General features: G+C 68.6%; 24 protein-coding genes and 1 pseudogene. 15 read left to right on the forward strand and 10 right to left on the reverse strand.

Annotation, left to right across the window (positions count from 1 at the left end; genetic code table 11):
• The first annotated feature begins 259 nt into the window (after positions 1-259).
• Genes LKO27_RS11825 through LKO27_RS11845 form a run of 5 tightly spaced genes read left to right on the forward strand, consistent with a single transcriptional unit; the run spans position 260 to position 4526 of the window.
• On the forward strand, positions 260-1468 hold the full coding sequence (locus LKO27_RS11825; protein WP_227737712.1) for a cytochrome P450: 1209 nt from the start codon (positions 260-262) through the stop codon (positions 1466-1468).
• Positions 1468-1797, forward strand: a complete 330-nt coding sequence (locus tag LKO27_RS11830) for a lycopene cyclase domain-containing protein (protein WP_304650900.1) — start codon at positions 1468-1470, stop codon at positions 1795-1797. The genes LKO27_RS11825 and LKO27_RS11830 overlap by 1 nt, the downstream gene beginning before the upstream one ends.
• Positions 1790-2104 carry a lycopene cyclase domain-containing protein gene (locus LKO27_RS11835; protein ID WP_227737713.1) on the forward strand — a complete coding sequence of 105 codons (315 nt, stop codon included), beginning with the start codon at positions 1790-1792 and terminating at the stop codon, positions 2102-2104. The genes LKO27_RS11830 and LKO27_RS11835 overlap by 8 nt, the downstream gene beginning before the upstream one ends.
• Positions 2101-3003: a class I SAM-dependent methyltransferase gene (locus LKO27_RS11840; protein WP_227737714.1), complete on the forward strand. Its 903-nt coding sequence runs from the start codon at positions 2101-2103 to the stop codon at positions 3001-3003. The genes LKO27_RS11835 and LKO27_RS11840 overlap by 4 nt, the downstream gene beginning before the upstream one ends.
• A complete protein-coding gene (locus LKO27_RS11845) occupies positions 3000-4526 on the forward strand; it encodes an FAD-dependent oxidoreductase (RefSeq protein ID WP_227737715.1) in 1527 nt (508 codons plus the stop codon). Before LKO27_RS11840 ends, LKO27_RS11845 begins: the two co-directional genes overlap by 4 nt.
• Before the next feature lie 228 nt (positions 4527-4754).
• Here LKO27_RS11845 and LKO27_RS11850 read toward each other — a convergent pair whose 3' ends face one another.
• The 4 genes and pseudogenes from LKO27_RS11850 to idi all read right to left on the reverse strand — a co-directional run.
• Positions 4755-5627, reverse strand: a complete 873-nt coding sequence (locus LKO27_RS11850; protein ID WP_227737716.1) for a phytoene/squalene synthase family protein — start codon at positions 5625-5627, stop codon at positions 4755-4757.
• Complete coding sequence (gene crtI, locus LKO27_RS11855) at positions 5624-7138, reverse strand: phytoene desaturase family protein (protein ID WP_227737717.1); 1515 nt, start codon at positions 7136-7138, stop codon at positions 5624-5626. The genes LKO27_RS11850 and crtI overlap by 4 nt, the downstream gene beginning before the upstream one ends.
• Entirely contained in the window at positions 7135-8256 is a 1122-nt protein-coding gene (locus LKO27_RS11860) for a polyprenyl synthetase family protein (RefSeq protein ID WP_370630021.1), read from the reverse strand. Before LKO27_RS11860 ends, crtI begins: the two co-directional genes overlap by 4 nt.
• Positions 8254-8793, reverse strand: a pseudogene (gene idi, locus LKO27_RS15615) (isopentenyl-diphosphate Delta-isomerase); the annotation flags it as partial. The gene LKO27_RS11860 and the pseudogene idi, both read right to left, overlap by 3 nt.
• A 137-nt stretch (positions 8794-8930) precedes the next feature.
• Here idi and LKO27_RS11865 point away from each other — a divergent pair.
• Positions 8931-9794, forward strand: a complete 864-nt coding sequence (locus tag LKO27_RS11865; RefSeq protein WP_227737719.1) for a MerR family transcriptional regulator — start codon at positions 8931-8933, stop codon at positions 9792-9794.
• 112 nt (positions 9795-9906) lie between these two features.
• Positions 9907-10578, forward strand: a complete 672-nt coding sequence (locus LKO27_RS11870; protein ID WP_227737720.1) for an SDR family oxidoreductase — start codon at positions 9907-9909, stop codon at positions 10576-10578.
• 6 nt (positions 10579-10584) lie between these two features.
• Here the strand turns inward: LKO27_RS11870 and LKO27_RS11875 are convergent, their stop codons facing one another.
• Positions 10585-11277 (reverse strand): DNA alkylation repair protein, encoded by a 693-nt coding sequence (locus LKO27_RS11875; protein WP_227737721.1) that lies wholly within the window; start codon positions 11275-11277, stop codon positions 10585-10587.
• A 58-nt stretch (positions 11278-11335) separates the two neighbouring features.
• A complete protein-coding gene (locus tag LKO27_RS11880) occupies positions 11336-11992 on the reverse strand; it encodes an isoprenylcysteine carboxylmethyltransferase family protein (RefSeq protein ID WP_227737722.1) in 657 nt (218 codons plus the stop codon).
• Between the two features lie 161 nt (positions 11993-12153).
• Here LKO27_RS11880 and LKO27_RS11885 point away from each other — a divergent pair, with 161 nt between their 5' ends.
• The 3 genes from LKO27_RS11885 to mgtE all read left to right on the forward strand — a co-directional run bounded on the left by LKO27_RS11885 (position 12154) and on the right by mgtE (position 15297).
• A complete protein-coding gene (locus tag LKO27_RS11885; protein WP_227737723.1) occupies positions 12154-12558 on the forward strand; it encodes an ACT domain-containing protein in 405 nt (134 codons plus the stop codon).
• A 145-nt stretch (positions 12559-12703) separates the two neighbouring features.
• Positions 12704-13927: an alpha-amylase family protein gene (locus tag LKO27_RS11890; protein WP_227737724.1), complete on the forward strand. Its 1224-nt coding sequence runs from the start codon at positions 12704-12706 to the stop codon at positions 13925-13927.
• Between the two features lie 23 nt (positions 13928-13950).
• Positions 13951-15297, forward strand: coding sequence for a magnesium transporter (mgtE, locus tag LKO27_RS11895; RefSeq protein ID WP_227737725.1), 1347 nt, complete (start codon positions 13951-13953; stop codon positions 15295-15297).
• A gap of 11 nt (positions 15298-15308) precedes the next feature.
• Here mgtE and LKO27_RS11900 read toward each other — a convergent pair whose 3' ends face one another.
• The 3 genes from LKO27_RS11900 to LKO27_RS11910 form a co-directional block, all read right to left on the reverse strand.
• Positions 15309-15674: a VOC family protein gene (locus LKO27_RS11900; protein WP_227737726.1), complete on the reverse strand. Its 366-nt coding sequence runs from the start codon at positions 15672-15674 to the stop codon at positions 15309-15311.
• Between the two features lie 130 nt (positions 15675-15804).
• Complete coding sequence (gene moeB / locus LKO27_RS11905; protein ID WP_227737727.1) at positions 15805-16956, reverse strand: molybdopterin-synthase adenylyltransferase MoeB; 1152 nt, start codon at positions 16954-16956, stop codon at positions 15805-15807.
• Positions 16957-17018: 62 nt separating this feature from the next.
• On the reverse strand, positions 17019-18320 hold the full coding sequence (locus LKO27_RS11910; RefSeq protein ID WP_227737728.1) for a DUF4921 family protein: 1302 nt from the start codon (positions 18318-18320) through the stop codon (positions 17019-17021).
• Positions 18321-18431: 111 nt separating this feature from the next.
• Between LKO27_RS11910 and LKO27_RS11915 the strand changes: the two genes are divergently transcribed.
• Complete coding sequence (locus tag LKO27_RS11915; protein WP_227737729.1) at positions 18432-20450, forward strand: S9 family peptidase; 2019 nt, start codon at positions 18432-18434, stop codon at positions 20448-20450.
• A 10-nt stretch (positions 20451-20460) separates the two neighbouring features.
• Here LKO27_RS11915 and LKO27_RS11920 read toward each other — a convergent pair whose 3' ends face one another.
• Positions 20461-21198: a FadR/GntR family transcriptional regulator gene (locus LKO27_RS11920; protein ID WP_227737730.1), complete on the reverse strand. Its 738-nt coding sequence runs from the start codon at positions 21196-21198 to the stop codon at positions 20461-20463.
• Between the two features lie 110 nt (positions 21199-21308).
• Here LKO27_RS11920 and LKO27_RS11925 point away from each other — a divergent pair, with 110 nt between their 5' ends.
• The 4 genes from LKO27_RS11925 to LKO27_RS11940 are packed head-to-tail and all read left to right on the forward strand — an operon-like array spanning position 21309 to position 25655.
• Positions 21309-22529, forward strand: a complete 1221-nt coding sequence (locus tag LKO27_RS11925) for an aminotransferase class V-fold PLP-dependent enzyme (RefSeq protein WP_227737731.1) — start codon at positions 21309-21311, stop codon at positions 22527-22529.
• Positions 22530-22555: 26 nt separating this feature from the next.
• Positions 22556-23872, forward strand: a complete 1317-nt coding sequence (locus tag LKO27_RS11930; protein ID WP_227737732.1) for a sugar ABC transporter substrate-binding protein — start codon at positions 22556-22558, stop codon at positions 23870-23872.
• 5 nt (positions 23873-23877) lie between these two features.
• Positions 23878-24822, forward strand: coding sequence for a carbohydrate ABC transporter permease (locus tag LKO27_RS11935; RefSeq protein ID WP_227737733.1), 945 nt, complete (start codon positions 23878-23880; stop codon positions 24820-24822).
• Complete coding sequence (locus LKO27_RS11940) at positions 24819-25655, forward strand: carbohydrate ABC transporter permease (protein WP_227737734.1); 837 nt, start codon at positions 24819-24821, stop codon at positions 25653-25655. The genes LKO27_RS11935 and LKO27_RS11940 overlap by 4 nt, the downstream gene beginning before the upstream one ends.
• Positions 25656-25659: the final 4 nt, after the last annotated feature.

Here is a 25659-nt window from a genome sequence, read left to right on the forward strand (position 1 = left end):
GGAGGATGTCTGCAGACTGTGGAAAACTCGGTCGCCTTCAAACTGTGCGGCTCGCGCTGGCGGAAATGGTTTCCCGTCTGCCCTAGGCGGATCGAGTCGCACAGTATGAAGGCCGACGGCGGGGTCCCCTGGCCCCCAAGGGGCGTCGACACTCCTTGTCGAAGGTTTGTCCAAAGTCCGCTACGATTCAGGCACCAGACAGTCCCGGAGGCAGCCTTGTTCGACCATGGAGCCCACATTCATGGGTCATGATCGAGATGTGATCGAGCCGAATCTGCGCCGCGCCGCCAGACCCGGCGAGGGCGGCAAGCCCTCATTGGGCAAGGAGCAGGGGGTCTGGCGCGTGCGTTCGGTCTCGACCGCCCGCCAGGTGCTGCGCGCGCGCCACCTGACGACCCAAGCGGGCTTCACCGCCGAGTACATCCCCAAGGGTTTCCTCAAGCATCACCCCATCCTCATCTCCGACGGCGCCCTCCACGACGAGCAGCGCTCCAAGGTCGCACGCTTCTTCGCGCCCAAGGTGGTCGAGGGCTACGTGCGCGACATCGAACTCCTGGCGGACCGGCTCATCGCGCAGACCAGCCGCCAGCGGAGCTTCGCACTCGACGAGCTGGCGCTGTGGTTCAGCGTCGAGGTCACCTCGAAGATCGTGGGCCTGACCGAGTCGCCCGTCCGCGCGATGTCGAGGCGGCTGGAGGCGTTCTTCCGGCAGCCGCCCGTGGACATGTCCCGCCCCGACCTCGGCCGCACCCGGAAGCAGTGGATGCAGGCAGCGGCCCTGGGGCTGGGACCCATCGTGCGCTTCTACCTTTCCGACGTCCGCCCCGCCATCCGGGCGCGACGGCGTCAACCCCGGGCCGACATCATCAGCCACCTCATCGCGGAGGGCTACACCGACACTGACATCCTGGTGGAGTGCGTCACCTATGGCACCGCCGGCATGGTCACCACCCGTGAGTTCATCACGATGGCCGCCTGGCACCTGCTGGAAAACGACGCCCTCCGCCAGCGTTACCTGGTGGCCGGGCGTCCCGAGCGACACGCCATCCTCAACGAGATCATCCGCCTGGAGCCCGTCGTCGGCCATCTCTACCGCAGGGCCCAGGCCGCCTTCGAGGTGGGCGACGACGAACACACCGCCGCCATCCAACCCGGCGACCTCATCGACGTCTGCGTCCGGCAGGTCAACGCGGACCCGGCTGCCGTCGGTCCCGAACCGCTCAACCTGCGCCCCGGCCGCGAACTCCCGCCGGGGGTCGACGAGTCCGTGCTCACGTTCGGAGACGGCGCCCACCGCTGCCCCGGACAGCCCTTGGCCATCACCGAGACCGACATCCTGCTGACCCGTCTGCTCAGCCGGGATCCCGACGTCGTCGCCCAGCCCACGCTCGGCTGGGATGACCTGATCGAGGGCTACCGACTGCGCGGCCTTGCGCTCCGGCTGGCCCCGGGCAAGGAAGGACACTGATGGACCGCTACCAGTACCTGCTGTTGATGGCGGCCTGCGTGCTCATCACGCTGCCGCTGGAGTTCGTGCTCCGGGCTCGGGTCTACCGTCGACCCCTGAGGCTGGCGCTGGCCATCGCGCCGGTGCTGGTGCTGTTCATCGCCTGGGACATCCTGGGGATCGTACGGGACCACTGGGGCTACAGCAGCGAGTTCACCTCCGGCATCATGCTCGGGATCATGCCGCTCGAGGAGCTGGTCTTCTTCATCGTCATCCCGATCTGCGGCCTGCTGAGCTACGAGGGGGTCGGCTACGTGCTGCGCCGGATGCGGGGTGAGGAGGATGCCTGAGTACACCGTCCTCACCGTGCTGGCGGTGGTCCTCGTCGCCGGGATCGAGCTGTTGTGGCTGCGCACCGGGATCTTCCGCTCGGCGCAGTACTGGATCTCGATGGCCATCGTTTTCTTCTTCCAGGGGCTGGTCGACGGGTGGCTGACCAAGCTGTCGGATCCGATCGTGCTCTACAACCCGGTGCACCACGTGGGCCTGCGCTGGCCCTGGGACATCCCGATCGAGGACTTCGGTTTCGGGTGGGCCATGGTCACGCTCACGATCATCGTCTGGGTCCGGCTCGGACGCAGGGAGCAGGTGGCATGACGACGTCGGCCGCCTTCGACCGCGGGGCCTCCCGCTACGACCTGATGGTCGCCCTCAATCCCGGCTACCACCGCGAACTGCAGCGGGCCGCCGCCAAACTCGTCGGCAGACTCAATGGCAGTACGCAGCGCAGGCTCGTAGACCTCGCATGCGGGTCCGGCGCCTCGACCCGCGCCCTGCTGGCCGAAGCGCCGGCCGACGCCGAGATCCTGGGTCTCGACGCCTCCCGGGGCATGCTCGCGGCAGCGACGGCGAAGTCCTGGCCTGCCCGGGTGCGGTTCGAGCGAGCGGTGGCCGGCGAGATCGACGTCGACGCCATCGGGCGAGGCAGCATCGACGGCATCCTCACGTGCTACCTCTTCCGCAACGTCCCCACAGAGCTTCGCGACCGCGCCATCGGCGAGGTCTTCGAGCTGTTGCGACCGGGCGGCTGGCTGGTGGTCCAAGAGTACTCGGTCGCGGGCGACCGAGCCGCGCGGGTGGTCTGGGACGTGGTCAGCCACGCGGTGATCATCCCGCTGGGCACCATCATCGACAGGAATCCCGGCCTCTACCGCTACCTGTGGCGCAGCGTCGTGAGCTTCGACGCCGTCGACGCCTTCGCCGGACGGCTGCGGGCCGCCGGCTTCACCGACGTCACCCACGACACAGCCCGCGGCTGGCAGCGCGGTGTGCTTCACACCTTCGTCGCCCGGAAGCCGGACGGTCGGGAGGGTCTAGACACGCCGGCTCGTACCTCGCCGGCTACTCGACCAGCGGAAACCCCAACCTCCCACGCGAACAAGCAGCAAGGTCGCGACGGTCTCGACACGCCGGCTCGTACCTCACCGGCTACTCGACCAGCGGAAGCCCCGACCGGTCGAGCAGCGGAAACCCCAACCGAGGAAGGGAAACCATGACCACCGACAGACCCGGCCGGGACCCCCGCGCCGTGCGGCACGCAGGACCCGCCGGGCGCGCCCGCGTCGACGCGGACAGGCACGTGCTGGTGGTGGGCGGAGGGATCGCGGGGCTTGCGAGCGCTGCAGCGCTGGCCGAGCGCGGTGTCCGGGTCACGGTGCTGGAGTCCTCGACCCGGCTCGGTGGGCGGGTGGCGTCGTGGCCACTGGAGGACGACCGCACGATGAGCCGCGGCTTCCACGCGTTCTTCCGGCAGTACTACAACCTGCGCGGGCTGCTGCGCCGCGTCGACCCTGAACTGGGTTTCCTCGTCCCCATCGATGACTACCCCCTCCAGCGGCCCGACGGCGTACGCGACTCCTTCACGGGGCTGGCCACGACCCCGCCGTTCTCGGTGCTCCAGTTCGTCGCCCGGAGCCCCGCGTTCACCCTGCGGACGCTGGCAAGGGTGAACGTCCCAGCCGCGCTGGAGTTGCTGCGGGTCCGGTTCCCCCAGACCTACTCCGACTACGACGGCGAATCCGCGGCCGCCTTCCTCGACCGGCTCCGCTTTCCGCCCGGCGCCCGGGACCTGGCGCTGGAGGTGTTCGCGCGCTCCTTCTTCGCCGATCCAACCGAGTTCGGTGCCGGCGAGCTGGTGGCGATGTTCCACACCTACTTCCTCGGGTCCGCCGAGGGGCTGCTGTTCGACGTGCCCGATGACGACTACGACTCCGTGCTGTGGGCCCCGTTGGGCGAGTACCTGAAGGGGCTGGGGGTCGAGGTCCGCACCGGTTCGCCAGTCGAGGAGATCATCCTCGACGACGACGCCGCGGCCGTGGTGGTGGCCGGCGAGCGAATCCGTGGCGACGCCGTCGTCCTGGCCGTTGACCCGCGGACGGCCCGGGAACTGGTGGCCGGCTTGCGGACGGAGGGTGTGTCGACGCCCTCGCGAGGTTTGCGGGAGTGGCGGGACACCGTCGCCGAGACGAGGAATGCGCCGCCGTTCGTCGTCGTCCGGCTCTGGCTGGGGACCCCGGTGTGGGCGGGCAGGCCCGCGTTCCTGGGCACCTCGGGCTACGGGCCACTGGACAACGTCTCGGTCCTGGAGCGCTTCGAAGCGGGTGCGGCCGACTGGGCGCGTACCAACGACGGCTCCGTCGTCGAACTGCACGCCTACGCCTGCGACCCGGGGATCATCGACGACCCCGCGGCCGCCGACGATGTGGTGGAGCAGTTGGAGGCGGAACTCCACCGGGTGTTCCCGGAGACGGCCTCCGCACGGGTGGTGGCGCGCGAGGTGCTGGTCCGCGACGACTGCACGCTCATCGGTCCCGACCGCTGGGACGACCGCCCGGCGGTTTCGACGCCGTCGCCGCGGCTGGTGCTCGCCGGCGACTGGGTCCGCTGCGGCTATCCCGTCGCCCTCATGGAACGGGCGGCGACCACGGGGCTCATGGCGGCCAACACGCTGCTCGAGGGCTGGGGCGTCGCGGGCCATGACCTGTGGACCGTACCGATGAAGGGTCTGCTCAGACGCTGAGGAAGGGTCTTGGCGCAGGGGTCTCGACACGCCGACTCGTTCCTCGCCGGCTACTCGACCAGCGGATACCGGCCACTCGACCAGCGGGATACCGGCTACTCGACCAGCGGACTACCGGCCACTCGACCAGCGGGATACCGGCTACTCGACCAGCGGACTACCGGCCACTCGACCAGCGGGATACCGGCTACTCGACCAGCGGATACCGGCCACTCGACCAGCGGACTCTCAGACCTTGAGGCCGACGGTGACCGCGCGGGCCGCGACGCCGAGCTTCTCCCGCCCGGGCACGCGGATGCGCCCGGAGAAGACGTCGTAGTCCGCGGCCTCGATCCGGTCCAGAATCCGGCTGTAGAGCACCAGCGCCGTGCCGACGCAGCGGCGCGACGCGGGGGGCAGCATCGCAAGTCCGGGGCGGGCCTCGTCGTAGAGCGCCCGGTTGCGCTCGATCTGCTCGGCCATCAGCGCGCGCCACTGTGGCGTCACACGCCTGAGCTGGGGGTCCGCGCCGTGGCGTTCGAGGTCCTCCTGGGGGATGTAGACGCGCCCGCGGTCCAGGTCCTCGCCGACGTCGCGGAGGAAGTTGGTCAACTGGAACGCCTTCCCGAGCGCCCGCGCCGGCTCCCTCGCCGCAGGGGTGTAGGGCTCCAGCACCGGCAGCATCATCTCCCCGATCACCGCCGCCGACCCCTCCATGTAGCCGTTGCTGAGCGCGTCCCAGGTGGGCCAGGTGTCCTGGAACAGGTCTGTGGCCATGGCGTCGAAGAACCGCTCGAAGCATTCCGGATCCGTGCCGCGCCGCCGGATGCTGTCGACGATGGCCGCCATCACCGGCTCGTCCGAGCCGCCCGCGGCCAGGGCGTCGAAGAACTGGGCCCGGAACGTCGCGAGTCGCTCCGCCGGCGAGCCCTGCTGCGGGACGGCCAGGTCCACCCGCTCCGGCTCGTCGACGATGTCGTCGGCCAGTCTGCACAGCGCGTAGACGGAGTAGACGTCGCGGCGCTGGCGCTTCGGCAGCAGCCGGGCGCCCCAGTAGTAGGTGGTGCCGTACTGCCGGGTCAGTACGGCGCAGCGCTCGTATCCGGCCTCAAGATCGCTCATCCCCGCATCCCCTCGACACGTCTGGCCGCCAGTTTGCCGGAGATCAGGACCATCGGGATGCCGACGCCCGGGGTCGTGCCGGAGCCTGCGAAGACCAGACCCGGTGCCCGCTTGTCGACGTTGCGGGGACGGAACGGCCCGGTCTGGGGGAAGGTGTGGGCGAGCGCGAAGGGGGTGCCCGCGGCCATGCCCTGGCTTTCCCAGTCCAGCGGGGTGACGAGTTCCTCCGTCACGATCTCGCTCGGATAGCCGAACTCCTGGAGCGAGTGCCGCATCCGGTCGCGGAGCCTCGGCCCCTCGGTGTGCCAGTCCACCTTGCCGACGTGCAGGTTCGGCACCGGTTCCAGCACGTACAGGCTGTGGTGCCCGGCGGGGGCGGCGGTGTCGTCGTCGAGCGAAGGGACGGCGACGAACCGCGACGGGTCGGCCATCGGCACGCCACGGTCGAGCAGGTCCGCGAACGCCTCGTCCCACGCCTTCCCGAAGTGGATGTTGTGGTGCCCCACCCCCGCCGGCAGCTCGCCCCGAACGCCAACGTGCCACACCAGCGCGCTGGGCGAGTACTGCCCGCCACGCACAGTCCTTGGCGGGCGCAGGTTTGGCAACAAGCGTTCATAGGCGGTGGGCAGGTCCGCGGTGACGACGACGGCGTCGGCCGCCACCAGTTCGCCGCCGGCCAGCCGGGCGCCCGTGACTGCTCCGTCGCTGCCCTGCTCGACGCGCTCGACGGTGCATTCGTAGCGGAACTCGACGCCCGCCTCGGCCGCCGCCGCCGCCATCGCCCGCGGCACGGCGTGCATGCCGCCGTCGGGGAACCAGACGCCCTCGATGGAGTCCATGTAGGTGATGACCGCGTAGATGGCCAGTGCCCGGGCCGGGGCCATTCCGGCGTACATGGCCTGGAAGCTGAAGACCCGGTGGAGGCGCTCGTCGGCGAACCGGCGCCCGACCGCCCTGCCCAGTCGCCCGAACCCGCCGAGTTGCACGAGGCGGGCGGCGGCCAGCGGGTTGCGGAACAGCCCCAGCGGGGAGTCGAAGTTCACGTCGATGAAGTTGGGGACCTCGACGTCGTTGAGCTTCTTCAGCCAGTCCACGAAGCGGTCGAAGGCTGCCGCGTCCCGGGAGCCGCACTCGGCCGCGATCTCGGCGCGCATCAGCTCATGCCCCGGGCGCACCCGCAGGCTCGAGCCGTCGGCGAAGAAGGCGTGATAGGCGGGGTCAAGGAGTTTCAGTTTGAGGTGTTCGGCCACCGAGCTTCCGACGGCGGCGAAGGCGTCCTCCAGGAGCGGCACCATGGTCAGGACGGTGGGGCCGGTGTCGAACCGGAAGCCGTCGCGCTCCAGGGTGCCGTTTCGTCCGCCGGGCACCTCCTCGCGTTCCAGCACCGTGACCCGGTGACCGGCACCGCGCAGGTGCATCGCAGCGGCCAGACCGGAGAGCCCGGCGCCGACGACGACCACGTCCATGGGTCCCGCGTCGCGGCGGCTGGGTCGTGAGCGACGTCGGATCATGCATTCCTCCAGGCCATGGCGTGGGCGGCGGCGCGGATGCCGTCGACCCCGTCAGCGGTGAACAGGTTGCCTTCCAGGCAGGCAAGGGCGTCGTCGACGGCCTCCTTGATCAGGCCTTCCAGTTCGACGTCGACCCCGGCCGCGCGCATGGCGGCGGCCAGTGCGGCGACGTCGTCGAGCCCGAACCCCGGGGTTCCGAGGCGCTCCAACAGCTGCGCGGCCTGGCCCGTCAGCCGGTCACGTGCCAGGGAGAGCACCACCGTCGCCTTGGCCTCGAGCAGGTCGTCGCTGCTGGGCTTCCCGGTGATCTCGGGGTCGCCCCACACGCCGAGGTACTCGTCGCGCAGCGCGAAGGCCCACCCCATGTGCTCCCCACAACTGAGCAGCGGCCCGACGACGGCCGGCGGTGCGCCGGCAGCCACAGCTGCGAGCTGCAACGGCCGCACGACGGTGTAGCGGCCGGACTTCAGGCGGGCCACCTGCTCGGCATGGGGCCTGTCCCGGCGACCAGCCGCGGCGCCGGTGAGGTCGGCACGCTGACCGACGATCAGCTCCAGCATGAGCTCGTACCAGACGTCCCTGAGGGCCTGCGGAAGCCCGTCGATGAGGCGGTCGGCGACGGTGTGGGCCAGGTCCCCGAGCAGGATCGCGAGGTTGCGGCCGAAGACGGCCGGGTCGCCCATGGCACCGGAGTCGCGGTGCCACCGCTCCGCCTCGACGTGCGCTGCGGGCCGGCCGCGGCGGCACTCGGACTCGTCCATGACGTCGTCGTGGACCAGCGCGAACAGGTGCAGCGTCTCCAACGCCGCAGCCGCCCGGATCAGGTGGCGGTAGGCGGTCGTCCCGGAGACACCCCCGGCCGCGATGAAGCCCCAGTAGGCGACGGTTACACGCAGGCGCTTGCCGCGGCCCACGAGCAGATCCCCCAGCCAGCGCGGGAGGTCGGCGGGGAGGACGTCGACGCCCAGCCCCTCCAGGTACCCGCGCCACTGGCCGTCGAGGGCCTCGATCTCGGCCGAGAGGAGCTCGTCCACGTCGCGAACCGCGGCCTCGACGTCGATGACGGGGCGGCGCTCAAGGCGCGCCGCTCCGGGGAATGCCGACTCGATCAGCGGCACCTGCAGCGACGCCCAAGGGCTGTAGACGTTGGGCGTTGCCGCCACCGCGGTGGCCAGCTTGTCCCAGTCCACCCAGGCCCACTCCGCGACCTCGGACGGGTTGGGCGTGGGCTGCTCGTCGCTCACGAAGCCGGCGAACACCGGGCAGATCTCGTTCTCCACGATTCCGGACGCGTCGGTGGCCCGGTAGCGGAAGTCGGGCAGCAGTGGCACCAGCGGTCCGATGTGGAGGCCCAGTTCCTCGCGGATCCGACGCCTGGCCGCATCCTCCAGCCCCTCGCCCGGCTTCGGGTGTCCGCAGCAGGAGTTGGTCCACACGCCGGGCCACGTCTTCTTCTCCAGCGCGCGGCGCGTCACAAGCACCTGGCCGGCAGCGTTGAACAAGTACGTCGAGAAGGCCAGGTGGAGCGGCGTCGCGTGGGTGTGGACGCTGATGCGTCCGGCACGGCCCACCGGCTGGCCGGCGTCGTCGACGAGCACGACGTCGTCGGGTGCCTCGGTGTGCGTCGCGGGACGGCTTGCTGACTTCGTGCCCATGTCGTGTCCAATGTTTGTTTAATGTTGGTGAAACTGTAGTCCCCAACCGTGACCGCTGCAAGCCCTGTTCAATGTTTGTCTAACTTTTGGTAGCGTGTTCCCCTGAGGGCGCCAGGTCGCCGGAAGCGAGGCTCACGTTGTACACCGTCAAGCAGGTGTCGCTGCTAACAGGAGTGACCGAGGCAACCCTCCGCGCCTGGGAACGCCGCTACCAGGTGGTCGAGCCCACGCGCTCCCCAGGGGGCTACCGGCTCTACGACGACGCGCAACTCGCCCTGTTGCGGGAAATGGCGTCCCTGGTGCACGACGGCGTGCCGGCCTCCCGGGCCGCCGCCGCCTTGCGGAACCGGTCCACCAACTCCGCGACGCCCAGCGCCGGCGCTCCCCCCGACAACGACGAACTGGTCGAGGCAGCTGCGGCGCTGGACCCCATCCGCCTGCGGCGGGTAATCGTGGATGCCTTCGACAGCGCACCTTTCGAGAAGGTGGCCGAGGAGTGGATGCCCGCCCAGCTGCGACGCATCGGCGAGGCCTGGGAGTCGGGTCGCCTCAGCGTGGCACAGGAGCACTTCGCGAGTTCCGCGCTGCTGCGCGCCATCGCCGTCGTGTACAGCTCGGCACCCGAGCCGAACGCGGCCCAGCCCGTCCTGGTCGGCCTGCCCCCGGGAGCGCGCCACGACCTGATGCTGTTCTGCTTCGCCACCTGCCTGCGACGGCTGGGGTCGGCCGTTGTGTACCTCGGGGCCGACGTACCGGTCGAGTCCTGGCTGGCCGCGGCGATCGACAGCCGACCCAGGGCCGCGGTGCTTGGCGTCACCGCCCCCTCCGAGGTGCCCCAGGCGCAATCCATCATCGACAAGCTGGCCCACGTGGTCCCGCCGATCACCGTGTGGGTGGGCGGCTCACTGCGCGAGCAACTCCAGGGCGCCAAACCGCTCCCCGACCAGGTGGCGCAGGCCGCTGCCCTACTCCACCGGAGCCTGGTCGCGGGTGGCAGCTGACACCCTGACGTCGAGCCATCGAACCCGGCCGGTTGGACCCCCCGCTTTCAGCACACAAGGCCGTTGATACGCTCAAAACTGTCATCGGAGACCACCTCGTCAGGAGTGAGAAATGCCCACTATCGCCATCATCGGGGCCGGATCGGGCCTCGGCGCCGCCGTCGTCCGCCGCTTCGCGAAGGAAGGCTTCGCCGCTGCCCTCATCTCCCGCACCGCGGATCGGGTCAACGCGCTGGCTGAGGAGTTGCGCGGCGAGGGCATCGAGGCGCGTGGCTACTCCGCCAACGTCCGCGACCACGGCGCGTTGCGCGCCGCTCTCGATGCCGCCGCGGCCGACCTGGGCCCCATCGACGTTCTGCAGTACAGCCCGCTCCCAGCCAAGGAGTTCCTGCGCCCGGTCCTGGAGACCACCGTCGACGACCTGCAGCCCGCCATCGAGTTCTCCGTCTACGGACCGCTCGTCGCCGTCCATCACGTGATGCAGCACATGCGGTTCAGGGGAGGCGGCACGGTGCTGCTCGTCAACGGGGGCACCGCCGTGCAGCCGCTCGCCAAGTTCGCGGGCACCTCCGTGGCGTTCGCTGGCGAGTCGGCGCTCGGCGCGATGCTGCACGACGCGCTGGCCCCGGACAACATCCACGTCGGACAGCTCATCATCCCCGGCGGCATCATCCCCGGCCATCCCCGCAAGGACCCCCAGGTGCTCGCCGAGCGGCTGTGGACCATCCACTCCGAACGCGGCGAGTTCCGGACCTTCGCAGGCGACATGGACCTCGACGGCTGAGGTCGGCTAGGACTGGGCGGCCTGCTGGCGGCGCACGATCTCGTTGATCCAGACCGGCGCGAACGGCGAGGTGCAGTTGGGCGGGGTCGGGTAGTCCTTCAGGACTCCAAGGCGCTCCCCGATGTCGATCGCGCGGGCGCGGTGCCCGGCGTGGCTTATCCCGATCTGCGCAAGGGTGTTGTTCATCGCCCATTGCAGCCGGTCGGGGGCGTCCTTCATCTGCGCCTCGATGAGGTCCAGGAGGTGGGCCAGGTCCAGTCCGCCAGCGTCCTTCGTGACGCGGTCGCTGGTGAGCGCCCACCCGGCGCTGGCCACCACCGGATCCGGGTCGTCGAACCACGCCCGACGCAGTTCCTCCATGTGCTGTGACTTCTTGACCACGTAGTTGACCAGCCAGTCCTGCACCTTGGGCGTGCGCGCCTCACGCAGCATGGTGTCCAGTTCATCCCGCCCGAAGGCCTTGGGACGACAGATGAGGAGCGCGAGGAGGCGGGCTGCGGTGTCGCCGGTCCCCCACAGGTCAAGGGCGAGGTCGTGCTGGGTCTTGAGTCGCTTGGCGACGGCACGGAGCTGGCTGAGGTTCACGGCGTGGTCGTCCCCGTGCTTCTCATTCACCTCGCGGACCCTTGGGTCCGTCATCTCATCCAGTTCCGCGATCACGTGCTGCAACGTCGAATCCTGTCGTGTCGGCTGGATCATGCGATGCCCCTTCCAAGGCTTTCCTGCGATGGTGGGTACCTGCTTGAGTGAGGCGCCGTCAGATGACGCCCGGAATGAAGCGGCGCGTCTGTTCGCTGTACTCCTGGTACTCCGGAAATGCCTCCGTGAGGACTTTCTCCTCCTGAAGTGCCCTGTAGACCTGGACGGCGACCGAAGCAGCGAAAAGCGCCGCGCTGAAGAGCGTGAGCTGACCCAGCACCACACCGATGAAGGTCACGAACTCCGCGGCGTAAAGGGGATGGCGCACAATCCGATAGGGCCCCTTGCGTACCAATCTGCGCGCCGCAGGAACCGCTCCGAAGCTGCGGCCGAGCCAAGAGACCGCATAGATGCTGAACCCGAGGCCGACGATCATCACGGCTATCGAGATCACCGTCAGTACGGGGCTGCTGACCATGGGGCCGAAGTTCAAGATCATGGCAAATGGCAAGAACGTGCCCAGGTAGGCGCCGATGGTCGCCACCCATGAGCGACTCGTTCGTCTGGCCGGGCGTCGCGTGACGAGTAACACCACCAGTAGGAGATAGAAGCAGGTGGTGAGGCTCGTCTGCAACAGCTCGAGCCAACCAACGTCACCACTGGCCCACTGATTGGCCAGTCCCGAGACGTTAACCCATAGGAGCAGCACCAGGACCGGCCCCAGGATCAGCAGTTCGTAGTCGAGCGGGCGTGACGGTGTAGTGGATTCACTCATGAGGACGTCCCCTTGCCTGGTTGGATGCTTGCTTGCATGCCTATCCCGCGATCCCCGCGATGGAGCAGAGCTTAGCGGAGGATATTCGTGTGCCCCACGTAAGGGCGAGGTTCCACAAGTGGCTGTGGGCGTTCGCATCGCGGTCGAGCAGAATTGACGACGTGATAGCCGTGAGTGACCTTGACGAGTTGCTGAGGACGATGTCCCCCGAGCCGAAGCCTGGCCGCTTCGTGTTTGCCACGGTGGGTGACGGCGACATCGGCTCACCGATCCTGGCCACCGTCGTCGAGCCGGAGGGACTCAGTGTGGTCCTGACCCAGGAGGACGCCGACAGGCTCGGCCTTGCGTACGACTTCGTCGCCGGTTGGATCACGCTGCGTGTCCACTCCGCACTCGACGCAGTGGGCCTCACCGCCGCGGTGAGCAACGCCCTGGCGACGGCGGGGATCAGCTGCAACGTCATCGCCGGGCATCACCACGACCACCTGCTGGTGCCCATCGACCGCCTCGACGACGCGCTGACGCTTCTGCGGCAGTTGTCAAGCAGCGATGTCGAGACGCCTTGAGCACGGGCGCCCTTGGAGAGCGGAAGCCAACCGCGTAGTTACACGCATGTAGTTTTCCACTGCTGTGGATAACTCGGTGGAGAACTCGCGACACGACGGGGCTGGGGGCTACGGTGGGCAGACGTCGATGCGGGGAGGTTGGCCGATGAGTTGGTCGCAGCATGCAATCTGGTGGCACGTGTACCCCTTGGGGTTCACCGGCGCCCCGGTCCGGCCGGGCGAGGGCCAGCGTGGGCTGACCCATCGCCTGGGACGACTGGAACACTGGCTCGAGTACGTCATCGAGCTCGGGTGCAACGGCCTGCTGCTGGGGCCGGTCTTCGAGTCCGAGACCCACGGCTATGACACCTTGGACCACTTCAGGATCGACCCGCGCCTGGGCGACGACTCCGACTTCGACCACCTCGTCGCCGCCTGCCACGAGCGCGGCATCAAGGTCGTCCTCGACGGCGTGTTCAACCACGTCGGGCGCAACCACCCCAGCTTCCTGAGCGCCGCCAACGGTGGACCGGAGTCCGAGCTGTTCAAGATCAGCCCCAGCGGGGAGGTTGCAAACTTCGAGGGCCATGACTCGCTCGTCGAGCTCAACCACTCGTCCGCCGCGGCAGAGGACCTCGTCGTCGACGTCATGCTGCACTGGTTGCGACGGGGCATCTCAGGCTGGCGACTCGATGCGGCCTACGCCGTGGAGCCGGCCTTCTGGAAGCGGGTCCTGCCCCGCGTGCGCGCGGAGTTCCCCGACGCCTGGATCCTGGGTGAGGTCATCCATGGCGACTACCCCGCCATCGTCGCGGAGACGGGGATGGACTCGGTCACCCAGTACGAACTGTGGAAGGCCATCTGGAGCTCGCTGACCGACAACAACCTGTTCGAGCTCGAGTGGAGCCTGCGGCGCCACAACGACTTCCTCGGCTCGTTCGTCCCGCAGACCTTCGTCGGCAACCACGACGTCACCCGCATCGCCACCCTCCTCGACTCCGCCCGCACGGCGCTCGCCCACGTCGTGCTGTTCACAGTGGGTGGGATCCCGTCGGTCTACTACGGTGACGAGCAGGCCTACACCGGCAGCAAGACCGAACGGCTCGGGGGCGACGACGACATCCGCCCGCCGTTCCCGGAGTCTCCCGACGAGCTGTCCCCCCTCGGTGAGTGGGCGCACCGGCTGCTCACCGACCTCATCTCGCTGCGCCGACGCAACTCCTGGCTGACCACGGCACGCACGGAGACGGTGGAGTTGTCCAACACGGTCCTCGCCTACGACGTCGTGGGTGCGGAGGGCCAGCGGCTGCGGGTGGAGCTGTCGCTGGAGGGCACCCCCGGAGCACGTATCCTCTCAGAGGGCCAGACGTTGCTGGAGATCACGGTCTGACCCCGCCCACACCGGGAGGCCCCATGGCTGTCACCCACGCACTGGACTCCGAGGACTTCGAGCGCGCCCTGGACGCCCGGGACCTGCAGGCCGCCCAGGAGATGCTCGCCACCGCCGGCCTGGCCGAAACGGTCGACGAACTGGACCGGCTCCGGGCGCAGGAGCGCGCCGTCGCGTTCCGGCTACTGTCCAAGGGCCGCGCGCTGGAGGTCTTCGAACTCCTGGACCCGCCCAGCCAGGGCGAACTGGTGCAGCTGCTGCGCAACGACGAGACGGCCGCCGTCTTCGAGCCGATGGACCCCGACGACAGGGTGAGCCTCCTCGACGAACTCCCCGCAGGCGTCGCCTCCAGGCTGATGTCCGGCCTGGCCGCGGACGAGCGCGAACTTACAAGCCGGGTCCTCGGCTACCCGAAGCGTTCGATCGGGCGCGAGATGAGCCCGGAGGTGGCCATCGTCCACGCCGACCGCGACGTCGCCACCGCACTGGAGCGCGTGCTGGCCAACATCAGCGACGCCGAGACCATCTACACCATCTGCGTCACCGACGAGGCCCGCCGCCTCCTGGGCGTGGTGAGCCTCCGCGATCTCCTAGCGGCGGACCCGACGACGCTGGTCGGGGAACTGGTCTCACCAGCAGACACCGCCCTGGCCACCGAGTCGGCGGAGGACGCCGCGAGACGCTGCGCGGAGCGTCGGCACCTGGCGCTGCCGGTCGTCGACTCGGAGGAGCGCCTCGTCGGCATCCTGACCGTCGACGACGCCCTGCGCATCCTTGAGGAGGCCGAGTCCGAGGACCAGGCCCGCCTCGCCGGGACCGAGCCGCTGCGACGCCATTATCTCTCGACCCCGATCAACCGGATCGTGCGCTCACGCCTGGTGTGGCTCCTGTTCCTCGCTGTGGGGGCCAGCCTCACCGTGCAGGTGCTGGAGGTGTTCGAGCACACGCTGAGTCAGCTTGTGGTGTTGTCGGTGTTCATCCCGCTGCTGATCGGAACGGGCGGAAACACCGGCAACCAGGCGGCCACGACGGTGACCCGCGCGCTCGCCCTCGGTGAGGTCCGCCCCCGTGACGTCGCCAAGGTGATGGGGCGCGAGCTTGCCACGGGCGCTCTGCTCGGCCTGGTGATGGGCAGCCTCGGTTTCGCCGCGACGGCGCTGCTCTACGACCTGCGCATCGGCCTGGTGATCGGCCTGACGCTGCTGATCATGTGCAGCTTGGCAGCCACCGTCGGCGGCACGATGCCGCTGGTCGCCAAGGCCGTCGGAGCCGACCCTGCCGTCTTCTCCAACCCGTTCATCTCGACGTTCGTGGACGCCACCGGCCTGGTCGTGTACTTCCTGATCGCCAAGCTGGTGCTCGGCATCTGAGCCCCCGGACGTCAGCTCCCGCCGGTCTGCCCCTCGAACAGGCCGAGCTGGTTGCCGTCGGGATCCTCCATGATCGCCCACCAGCTGGTCTCGTCGATCGGCGTCTTCGCCAGGACCACCTTGCCTCCAGCTGCCTCCGCCCGAGCCAGGCTGTTCTCGATGGAGTCCACCTCGACGACCACCCGGGGCTGGGTGAACCCATCCTCGCGCGGTGTCAGCGCGCCCCCGCTGACCTCGTTCGGGTTCCGCCACATCGGGTAGTTGTCGTAGCCGGGGTAGTCCTCGATCTTCCAGCCAAACAAGTCCGAGTAGAACGACTTCGCTCGCGCCATGTCGGTGACCGGGATCTCGGTGTGGGTGATGTCGCCGTGAGCCATCAGAGTCTCCTCACTACGTTGGGATGTCGAGCCTACGCCGGGAGGGGCGCATCCGAGACGGGCCTGTCGGCCAAATCGTCGGTCCCGGGCCCCGATCGCGAAGACGTGCCCCGGCATGGCAGGGCACGGCTCAGTACGACGGTTTGTGCGGTTCCACTTCGGAGACCCACGCGAGCACCCCGCCGCGCAGGTACCTGACGTGGCTGTGGCCGGCTGCCAGCAACAACTCCCTCGCCTGCCTGGCTCGCACGTCGGTGCGGCAGTGGACGACGACCTCCCGCTCAGGGTCGAGCAGGGCCTCGCCGGCGACCAGTCGCCCCAACGGCACGAGGCGGGCACCGTCGATGTGGACGATTTCGTGCTCCCCCGGCTCCCGAACGTCGATGAGGTCGAAGTCGGCGCGACCGGCGGACCGGTCAGCCAGGAGCGCCGCCAGCTCCGTGGGGCCCACTGAGTCGGTTTGCGACGGCGTCGCGCCGGCCGGGCTGACTCCGCACCAGGCGTCGTAGTCGATCAGTTCGCGGACCGGCTCGCGCGACGGGTCGGGACGGATCTCCAGCTCCCGCCAGGTGAACTCGAGCGCGTCGAGCACAACGAGCCGTCCGAGGAGGCTGCGCCCGATGCCGGTGACGAGCTTGATCGCCTCGTTCGCCATCGCCGTCCCGATGAGCCCAGGCAACGCACCGATGACGCCACCCTCCGCGCACGACGGCACGGTCCCGGGTTCCGGTGGCTCCGGGAAGACATCGCGGTAGGTGGGCCCGTGCCCACCGTGGAACACCGCAACCTGCCCGGAGAACTGGAAGATGGCACCCCAGACGCACGGTTGGCGGAGGAGTTCCGCCGCGTCGCTCACCAGGTAGCGGGTGGGGAAGTTGTCGGAGCCGTCCAGGACCAGGTCGTAGCCACCGAGCACCTCCAGCGCGTTCGCGCTGGTGAGGCGGCCGTCTTGCTCGATGACGGTGGCGTTCGGGTTGAGGTCGCGGACCTTCTGTGCCGCTGAGGCAACCTTCGAGCGGCCGACGTCGGAGGTCTGGTGGATCACCTGCCGCTGCAGGTTGGACGCGTCCACGACGTCGTCATCGACGATGCCGATCGTGCCCACCCCCGCCGCAGCGAGGTACAGCAGCGCCGGGGATCCGAGCCCGCCGGCCCCGACCACCAGGACGCGGGCCTCCTTCAGCCGTCGCTGACCCTCCAGCCCCAACTGCGGCAGCATGATCTGCCGCGAGTAGCGCTGGAGTTCATCGCGGGAGAGCTCGGTGGGCTGATCTGGTGGCACGGCCCCATTATCGCCGGAAGCTGTGACACCCGTATCCACCGCGGGCCGGACCGAGAGGTCTCTCAGCCCAGGTAGCGCAGCCGGTTGGGGGCGACGTCGCACTCGCGGCCGAGCCGCATGGGCGCGATCACACCGTCGGCGCGCAACTGCTCCAGTCGCGCCAGGACGCGCCCATGCAGGTCGAAGGGAGAGATGGTGTTCACGTTGATCTTGGTGCCACCCTCGAAGCCGGCCAGGGTTGAGACCCGCCACTTCAGGAGCACCCGCCAGGGCATCGCGACGTAGACGTCGCGCGGTTGGTGGTACCACTCCTCGTTGGTGGGGACTCCGGAACCGGTGGCAGCGTGGCAGGCGTGCAGGAGGTCGGAGACTCCCCGCACCTCGCGGGCGTTGTGTTCCCAAGGCGCGGTGTTGACCGACTTCGAGAAGACCTCCAGCGTCGGGTAGCGGTGCCCGAACCCTGCGAACGCCACGGCGTGCTCGTTCTCCGCGAGCAGCAGCCCGTACTCGGCGGCCTTGTCGACGGCCAGCTCGTTGTAGAGGTTGGGGCGGCGACGGATCCGCAACAGTTCCTGCTCGGCCCGCACGCCGCGCTCGTCGATGGCCACCAGTTGCTTGTGCAGGTGATCGAAGCTGGCGCCGGCCGGTGCCAGCCAGTTCTGGAACGCGCTGACGTAGGTCACGTTGCGGTCAAAGCGGTAGAGCTCCGCCATCGTCCAGATGGTGAACTCCATGAACTTGGCGTGCTCGTCGGGCGTGAGGGTGCCGGACGAGGCGAGCTCGCCATCCGTGGTGGCGCCGTCGACGAAATGGCGGCGCGCGACGATGACGTCGTGGCCGCCGTCGAAGAAGTTGTCGAGGATGTCCACGCGGTCCGCCTCGGCAAGCCCCTCCCAATCGGCATCGGAGAGACCGAACGCCCTCGCCTTGGCCCGCGCAACCGCGAGGGCATGGGCCCGGCCCTCGGGATCTGCGAGGTAGGCCTCCATGCGACTCCGCCGCTCCGCAGGCATCCGGTGGCCGTGGTTGTCCTCCCAGTAGTCGAGCGACAGGATCTCGAACAGGTTGGGAACCCTGCGGAACTCCGCAGTCGTCCGGTCCAGCGCGGAAGCGGGGAGACCGTCAAGGCGCTCCCACCGATCGCCGCTGCGCACCAGCCGCGCCTTCTCCGGTGGGGTGTCCAGGTACCGCTGTTCGCAGAAGGCGCAGAACCTGCCGTGCTCGGCCGGGTCGATCGGACGCACCTCACCCTGCGCGCCCAGAGGGCGCTTCCCGCGGCCCGGCACGGTCCAGACCTGCGTGCCCGAGAACGGGTTGACCTGCTTGATCGTGCCGTCGGCGAGGATCCGGATGGGTTCGACCACGAAGTCCACCCTATTGGCCCTTGCGCCGCTGGGCCGCAGCGCGGCCGCGTGCCCGCCGTCGAATCCCGCCCCGCACCCCTCCCGGCAGCCCATCAATGGCAAGGTTGGAGAATGTCCCCTGATCCTTGGTCCGACCTGGACGACTTCGTCGCCCACCCCCGGCTCGGCGCCCTGATTCTCAGCCCGGACGGCGGCACACTGCTGTGTTCCGTCCAGGCCCTGGATGCGGAGGGCACGAGTTACCGCTCGGCACTGTGGCGGATCGACCCGGCGGGCGAGCGCCCCGCAAGCCGGTACACCCGCTCGGTGGAGGGCGAGGCCGCCGCGGCGTTCCTCCGCGACGGCTCACTGTTGTTCACCTCGAAGCGCCACGTGCCCAAGCTCGGTGAGGACGCTCCCAAGGAGTCGACCACCGCACTTTGGTGCCTGCCCGCAGGCGGAGGCGAGGCCTACGTCCTCGCGAGTCGCGACGGCGGCTGGGGCCAGGTCCTGGCGAGCGCCGTCGACGACACCGTCGTCCTCGGCGTCCTCAGCCACGTCGGAGTGCCCGACGACGAGGCCGATGCCGCGAAGCGCGAACGCCGTCGCAAGAAGAAGGTCACGGCCGTCCTCCACTCCGGCTATCCGGTGCGGGACTGGGACCACGACATCGGTCCAGAGGCAACGAGGTTGCGGTCCGCGGTCGTGAGCGGCGACGGCGACCACACCCTCACCGACCCGGAGGACATCACCGGCGACGTGGGCCACTCGGTCAAGAACGCCGCGCTCTCGCGCGACGGCCGCACCCTCGTCGTCGAGTGGGCCGACGAGCAACCCCATGGCGAGACCAGCGTGCGCCTGGTGCTGTTCGACCTAACCTCCTGCGAGCGCCGAACCATCGCGGCCCACGACCAGGCGGAGTTCACCGATCCCGTCGTCAGCGACGACGGGCGCTTCGTCGCCGCCATCCGCTCCAGCATGCCGACGGCGCAGCGGGCCATGGAACTCAAACTCTGGCTCATCGACCTGGACAACGGGGAGGGCCGGGTGCTGGCCGGCGACTGGGACCGGTGGGCGCACCCCATCGCCTTCAGCCCCGATTCGAAGACGCTCTTCGTCCGCGCGGACGACGACGGCGCGCTCCCGGTGTTCGCGGTGGACGTCCGCACCGGCCGGGTCCGACGACTCACGCAGGACGGCGCCCACTCGTGGGTGGTCCGCAGCCCCGACGGCGCCACGCTGTATGCGGTCCGCTCAAGTTGGTCGCACCCCGGCGAGGTGGTGGCCATCGACGTCGCCAGCGCCACCTCGCGCGTCCTCGCCGGCCCCGTCGACTACCCCGCCCTGCCGGGCCGCGTAGAGCGCGTCGAGACCACAGCCGCGGACGGGCAACGGATCCCCGGCTGGCTGGTGCTGCCAGAAGGCGCCTCCCCGGAGGCGCCCGCGCCCCTGACGCTGTGGGTGCACGGCGGCCCACGGAACTCCTGGAACGACTGGTCCTGGCGCTGGTGCCCGTGGCTGCTCGCCTCCCGCGGGCAGGCCGTGCTGCTGCCCGACCCGGCGCTGTCCACCGGCTACGGGCAGGAGTTCATCCAGCGCGGTTGGGGTCGCTGGGGCGACGTCGTGTACTCCGACGTCATGGCGCTCACCGACGCCGTCGAGGCCCGCGCGGATGTCCGGGACGACAGCTCGGTGATGATGGGCGGCTCCTTCGGCGGCTACATGGCCAACTGGATCGCCACCCAGACCGACCGCTTCAAGGCCATCGTGAGCCACGCGTCGCTCTGGAACCTACCCGCGTTCGCGCACACCACCGACGTCGCGTGGTTCTGGCTGCGCGAAGCGAACCCTGAGATGGCTGCCAAGCACTCCCCGCACCTGCACGCGGACAACATCACCACGCCGATGCTCGTGATCCACGGCGACAAGGACTACCGGGTCCCCATCGGCGAGGGCCTGGCGCTCTGGTGGACCCTGGTCGGCAACCACGGCGGCTCCCCCGCGGACCTGCCGCACCGGTTCCTCTACTTCCCCGACGAGAACCACTGGATCCTGACTCCGCAGCACGCCGTCGTCTGGTACCAGACCGTCCTGGAGTTCCTGGCCGCCCACCGCGATGGGCGCCCGATGGAACGTCCCGACCTCCTCTGAGACTCACTCCTCAGCGGGTCTCCGACGCCGAGGACACCTCACCCTCGAACAGGACCGGTCCTGGCCGGATCCCCTCCAGCCAGGAGCGGGTCACCCGGACGTGCTGCATGGACAGGAACCGGGCCGTCTCCGGGTCGCGTGCGAGGATGGCCGCAGTGATCTCGCTGTGGGCGTGGTCACTGACCTCCTTGAGTTCCCGGTGTGCCTCCTCCTCAAAGATCCGGTAGTCGCGCCCACGACGGCGAATCGTCTCCAGCAGCGCCGCGATCATCTCGTCGCCGGCCGCCCGGATGATCAGATGGTGGAACTCGGCATCCAGGCGCTGGGCCTCGTCGGAGGGTTCGACAGCGGACAGCTGCACCTCGAGTTCGCGGAGCCGCTCGCGATCCTCCTGCGACATCCTCGCTGCTGCCTGGGCCGCGACGTGACCTTCGAGCACCTCGCGCAGCGGAAACAGCTCGAGGAACCTGTCCAGCGGCAGTAGCGGCACCACCATCTGCAGTCCGCTCATGATCTGCCGGGCCGACATGTCGGAGACGGCCGCACGGCTTCCGGGACGCGGCGTCAGCACCCCTGCCACTGCGAGCATCTTCTGCGCCTCCCGCAGCGAACTACGCGACACTCCAAAACGCTCGCAGAGCACAGCCTCCGACGGCAGCAACTCCCCGGCGTCCAACTCGCCGGTGGCGATCATCCGGGCCAGCCCGCTCCTGGCGGTCTCGACGGCACTCAGCGACTCTGCTCTCATGGCTAGATCATGCCCCAAGTGGCGATTGTCTGACAGGTTTGCAACGATTTCGTTACTTGAGACATATTACAGCCGGATTCGTGGAAGATTGTCCGACAAGGAGGCCATTGATGACGAAGAACCCCTCTGGGAGCGCCCGGCCGGGCGGCCCGGACCCAGCACCCCGCTGGACCCTCGACCCCCGCGCCAAGCACCTCAACCACGGTTCCTTCGGCGCAGTGCCGGAGGCGGTCCAGGAGGAACAGGCGCGCCTTCGTCGCCTCATGGAGTGGAACCCCGTGCGCTGGTTCGCCTCGCTGCCCGAGCGCATCGCGGCCGCCCGGCTGGAGATGGCCACCCACTTGCGGGTGGACCCGGCAACGATGGTGTTCGTCCTCAACGCGTCGGCCGGGGCATCGGTGGTCTACCAGTCGCTGATGGAGCGCGGGCCCGTGGACGTGCTGGTCACCAACCACGGCTACGGTGCCGTCACGATGGGCGCACAGCGCCTGGCCCGTCGCACCGGCGGCCGCGCTGTCACGTCACGGATCCCCCTGGCGGCCACCGCCGCCGAGGTGGTCGGGATCATCAGCGAAGACCTCGAACGACACCGCCCCCACCTTCTGGTGATCGACCAGATCACCTCCGCCACCGCCCGAGCCTTTCCCGTTGACGAGATCTGCCGTATCGCCCGCGAACACGGCACCCTCACCCTGGTCGACGGTGCCCACGCCCCCGGCGTCGTCGCGGACCCGGTCTGCCGCGAGGCCGACTACTGGGTGGGCAACTTCCACAAGTTCGCGTGCTCACCTCGGGGCGCCGCCGCGCTGGTCGTGCGCGGCGACACCGAGGACCTCTTCCCGCTCATCGACTCCTGGGGCGCGACACTGGCCTTCCCGGAACGCTTCGACCACAACGGCACCCTGGACATCACTGCCTGGCTGACCGCGCCCTTCGCCTGGCAGCACATCGAGGACACCGTCGGTTGGGCCAATCTGCGCCTGCTCTCCCGCGAACTGCTCGACGAGGCCACCCACGTCGTCGCCGCCGCGCTGGATGGCCTCACCGACGTCGTGACCCCCGACGTCGGCCAGCCCGTCGGACCGATGCGGCTGCTCGGGCTGCCCGGCGACCTGGGCGACACGCACCCCGAGGCCGACGGCCTGCGCGTCCCGTTCACCGACGCCACGGGAATCGCGGCTGCCTTCACCAACTTCGAGTCCCGCGGCTACCTGCGCCTGTCGGCGCACGCCTACAACTCGATCCACGACTACCAGTACCTGGCCTCGGTGGGACTACCCCTGCTTCACCGCTGGTCACTCGAAAAGGTCAGGGGGACCTCAGTTTCATGACAACCAACCATCATCAAGGAGGATCGATGCGCAACAAGATGACGACCGCCGTCGCGGCGGTGTCTGCGCTCACACTCGCCCTGACCGCTTGCGGAACGGACGACCCGGGGAGCAACGGCGACAACGGCGAGCAGCAGGGTGGCGAGGTCACCCTGCAAATGGTCGAGTCCCTGACCAACCCCGCCCGTACCGAACTGCTCAACGGCATGCTCGACGAGTTCGAGTCCGAGAACCCCGGGATCAAGGTCGAACTGGTCTCCCCGCCCACGGACCAGGCCGACCAGAAGATCCAGCAGATGCTCCAGTCCGGCTCAGGTGTCGACGTCCTGGAGGTGCGGGACCTCACCGTCGGCCCCTTCAGCAACAACGGCTGGCTCTACGACATGTCCGGTGATCTCGAGGGCTGGGACGGAATGGACCAGCTGACAGACCAGGCCCGCTCCGTCGCCACCAACGCGGACGGCAACTCTTGGTTCGTCCCCTACGGCTTCTACGGCCTCAGCCTGTTCTACCGCACCGATCTGGTCTCCGAAGCCGGATTCGACGGCGCACCGGCCACTTGGGAGGAGCTGATCGAGCAGTCAGCTGCCATCCAGGACCCGACGCAGAACCGCTACGGCTACGCCTTCCGCGGCGGCTCCAACTCGGCGGGCCAGCTGATGAGCATCCTGGAGGCGTACAACGCCGACAACCTCGACGTCGAGAACGCCTACAAGGTGACCAGCGGGGAGACCATCTTCTCCACGCCCGAGTCTCAGGAAGCGCTCGACAAGTACATCGAGCTGTTCGAGACCGGCTCCCCCGAGTCGTCGGTGGCGTGGGGGTATCCCGAGATGGTGCAGGCCTTCACGAACGGTTCCACCGCGTTCCTGCTGCAGGACCCGGAGGTCATCGCCGTCGTCAACGACTCCTCGCTGACCGAGGACCAGTGGAGCGTCGCTCCGAACCCCGTCGGACCTACCGGCAAGGCCGCATGGCCGATGGCCACGGCAGGCTGGGGCGTCACGGAGGCATCCGAGCACAAGGAGGAGGCCGTGAAGCTGGTGCAGTGGCTCTCCGGCGAGCCGTCGACCCAGTTCGCCAAGGAGAACTCGCTGGTGCCGATCCTCGAGGCCGCCGGCGAGGACGAGTTCTTCAAGACGGGCCCCTGGGCCGCCTACGTGGAGATGACCTCCTCGCCCGAGACCTGGGTCTCGGTCGTCGAGCCCCGCGACTCGGCGTGGTGGACCGAGTGGATGCAACGCTCCGAGGCCGACCTCCAGCAGGTGCTCCTTGGAAAGATGAGCACCGCCGATCTGCTGTCGGGCTGGGACGAGTACTGGACCGAGAAGTGGGAAGGCTGAGCTGAATGTCCTCGACCGTCGAGGTCGCCGAGGGGGCGGGTGCCCGTCGCACCCGCCCCGCCGGGCGGCGCCAGTTCAACCGGCGCTTCGTGCTGATGCTGCTTTCCTTCCTGGCACCGGCGTTCATCTTCGTGATCGTCTTCACCTACTGGCCGATGCTGGTGGGTGCGCAGATGGCGTTCCGGCAGTGGTCGCTGTGGGACCTGACGAACACGCCGTGGATTGGTCTGGCCAACTTCCAGACCCTTGTTTCGGATCCGGTCTTCGCCAAGACCATGTTGAACTCCCTGGTCTGGGTGGTCGGATCCCTGGTTCCTCAGTTCGTGATCGGCTTCCTCATCGCCCTCGGTCTCCGCCGCAAGTTCCGCCTGCGCGGGCTCTACCAGGCCGTGGTGTTCTACCCCTGGGCCGTCTCCGGCTTCCTCATCGGCATCCTGTTCCGCTGGATGTTCAACGCCGAGTTCGGGGTGATCAACGACCTGCTCATGCGCACCGGCATCGTGGAGTCGCCCGTCCCGTGGCTGGCGGACCCGGACCTGGCCCTGTTCGCGGTCATCACGGCGAACGTCTGGTACGGCGTCACGTTCTTCGCGATGATGATCCTCGCAGCGCTGCAGTCCGTCCCCGACGAGTTGCATGAGGCTGCCGCAATCGACGGTGCCGGCCGGCTCCGCACCCTGTTCGGTGTCACCATCCCCACCATCCGCACCACCTTGATGCTCACGGTCCTGCTACGCATCATCTGGATCTTCAACTTCCCGGACATCATCTTCGCGATGACCCGGGGTGGGCCCGGGAACCAGACCCAGATCGCCGCCACCTGGATGATCCAGTTCACGCAGCAGGGCGAGTACGGCCTTGCGTCGGCGCTCGGCTTCATCGTGATGGGTGTGCTGGTCGTCTTCACCGGCCTCTACCTGACCCTGCTTTCGAGGGAGCGCAAGCCATGATCAACCGTGATCCGCTCGGCCTGAAGATCTTCCGAGCCGTGGGACTGACGGTGTGGATGCTCATCACGCTCTTCCCGCTGTACTGGATCCTCCTCACGTCGTTCAAGCCTGCCAGCCAGATCGCCGAGTTCCCGGTGCGCTACTGGCCGAGGGAGTTCTCGTTCGAGAACTACGCCAGCCTCTTCGACAAGTCGCAGTTCGCCCAGTACATGTTCAACAGCATCGTGGTCTCGGCGGCGGCGGCCCTCGTCGCCACGACGATCGCGCTGCTCAGCGCCTACGTGCTTTCCCGGTTCCAGTTCAAGGGGAAGGGGGCCGTCATGCTCGCGTTCCTCGTGACGCAGATGATCCCCGCCTTCATCGCCCTCGGCCCGCTCTACCAGATGTTCACCAACCTCGGGCTGGTCGACAGCCGGTTCGGGCTGGTGCTGGTCTACATCGCGATGACGATCCCGTTCTCCGCCATCATGTTGCGCGGCTTCTTCGACAACGTGCCCGACAGTCTCGAGGAAGCGGCGATGGTCGACGGCGCGTCGCGCTTCGGTGCGCTGTGGCGGGTGCTGGTCCCCGTCATGACCCCAGGCATCATCGCGACGTTCATCTTCAACTTCGTCAACTCATGGAACGAGCTGTTCCTTGCCGTCACACTGATCAACTCGGACTCGAACAAGACCATCCCAACGGCGTTGAACGGATTCATCTCCAGCTTCAACATCGAGTGGGGTCCGATGTCCGCCGCCGCGGTGCTGACTATCCTGCCAACAATGGTGCTGTTCGCCTTCGCGAGCCGGTGGATCGTCGCCGGACTCACGCAGGGCGCCACGAAGGGGTGATGAC

Origin of the sequence: Tessaracoccus sp. OS52 (assembly GCF_020687685.1) — a bacterium.
Classification (GTDB): domain Bacteria; phylum Actinomycetota; class Actinomycetes; order Propionibacteriales; family Propionibacteriaceae; genus Arachnia.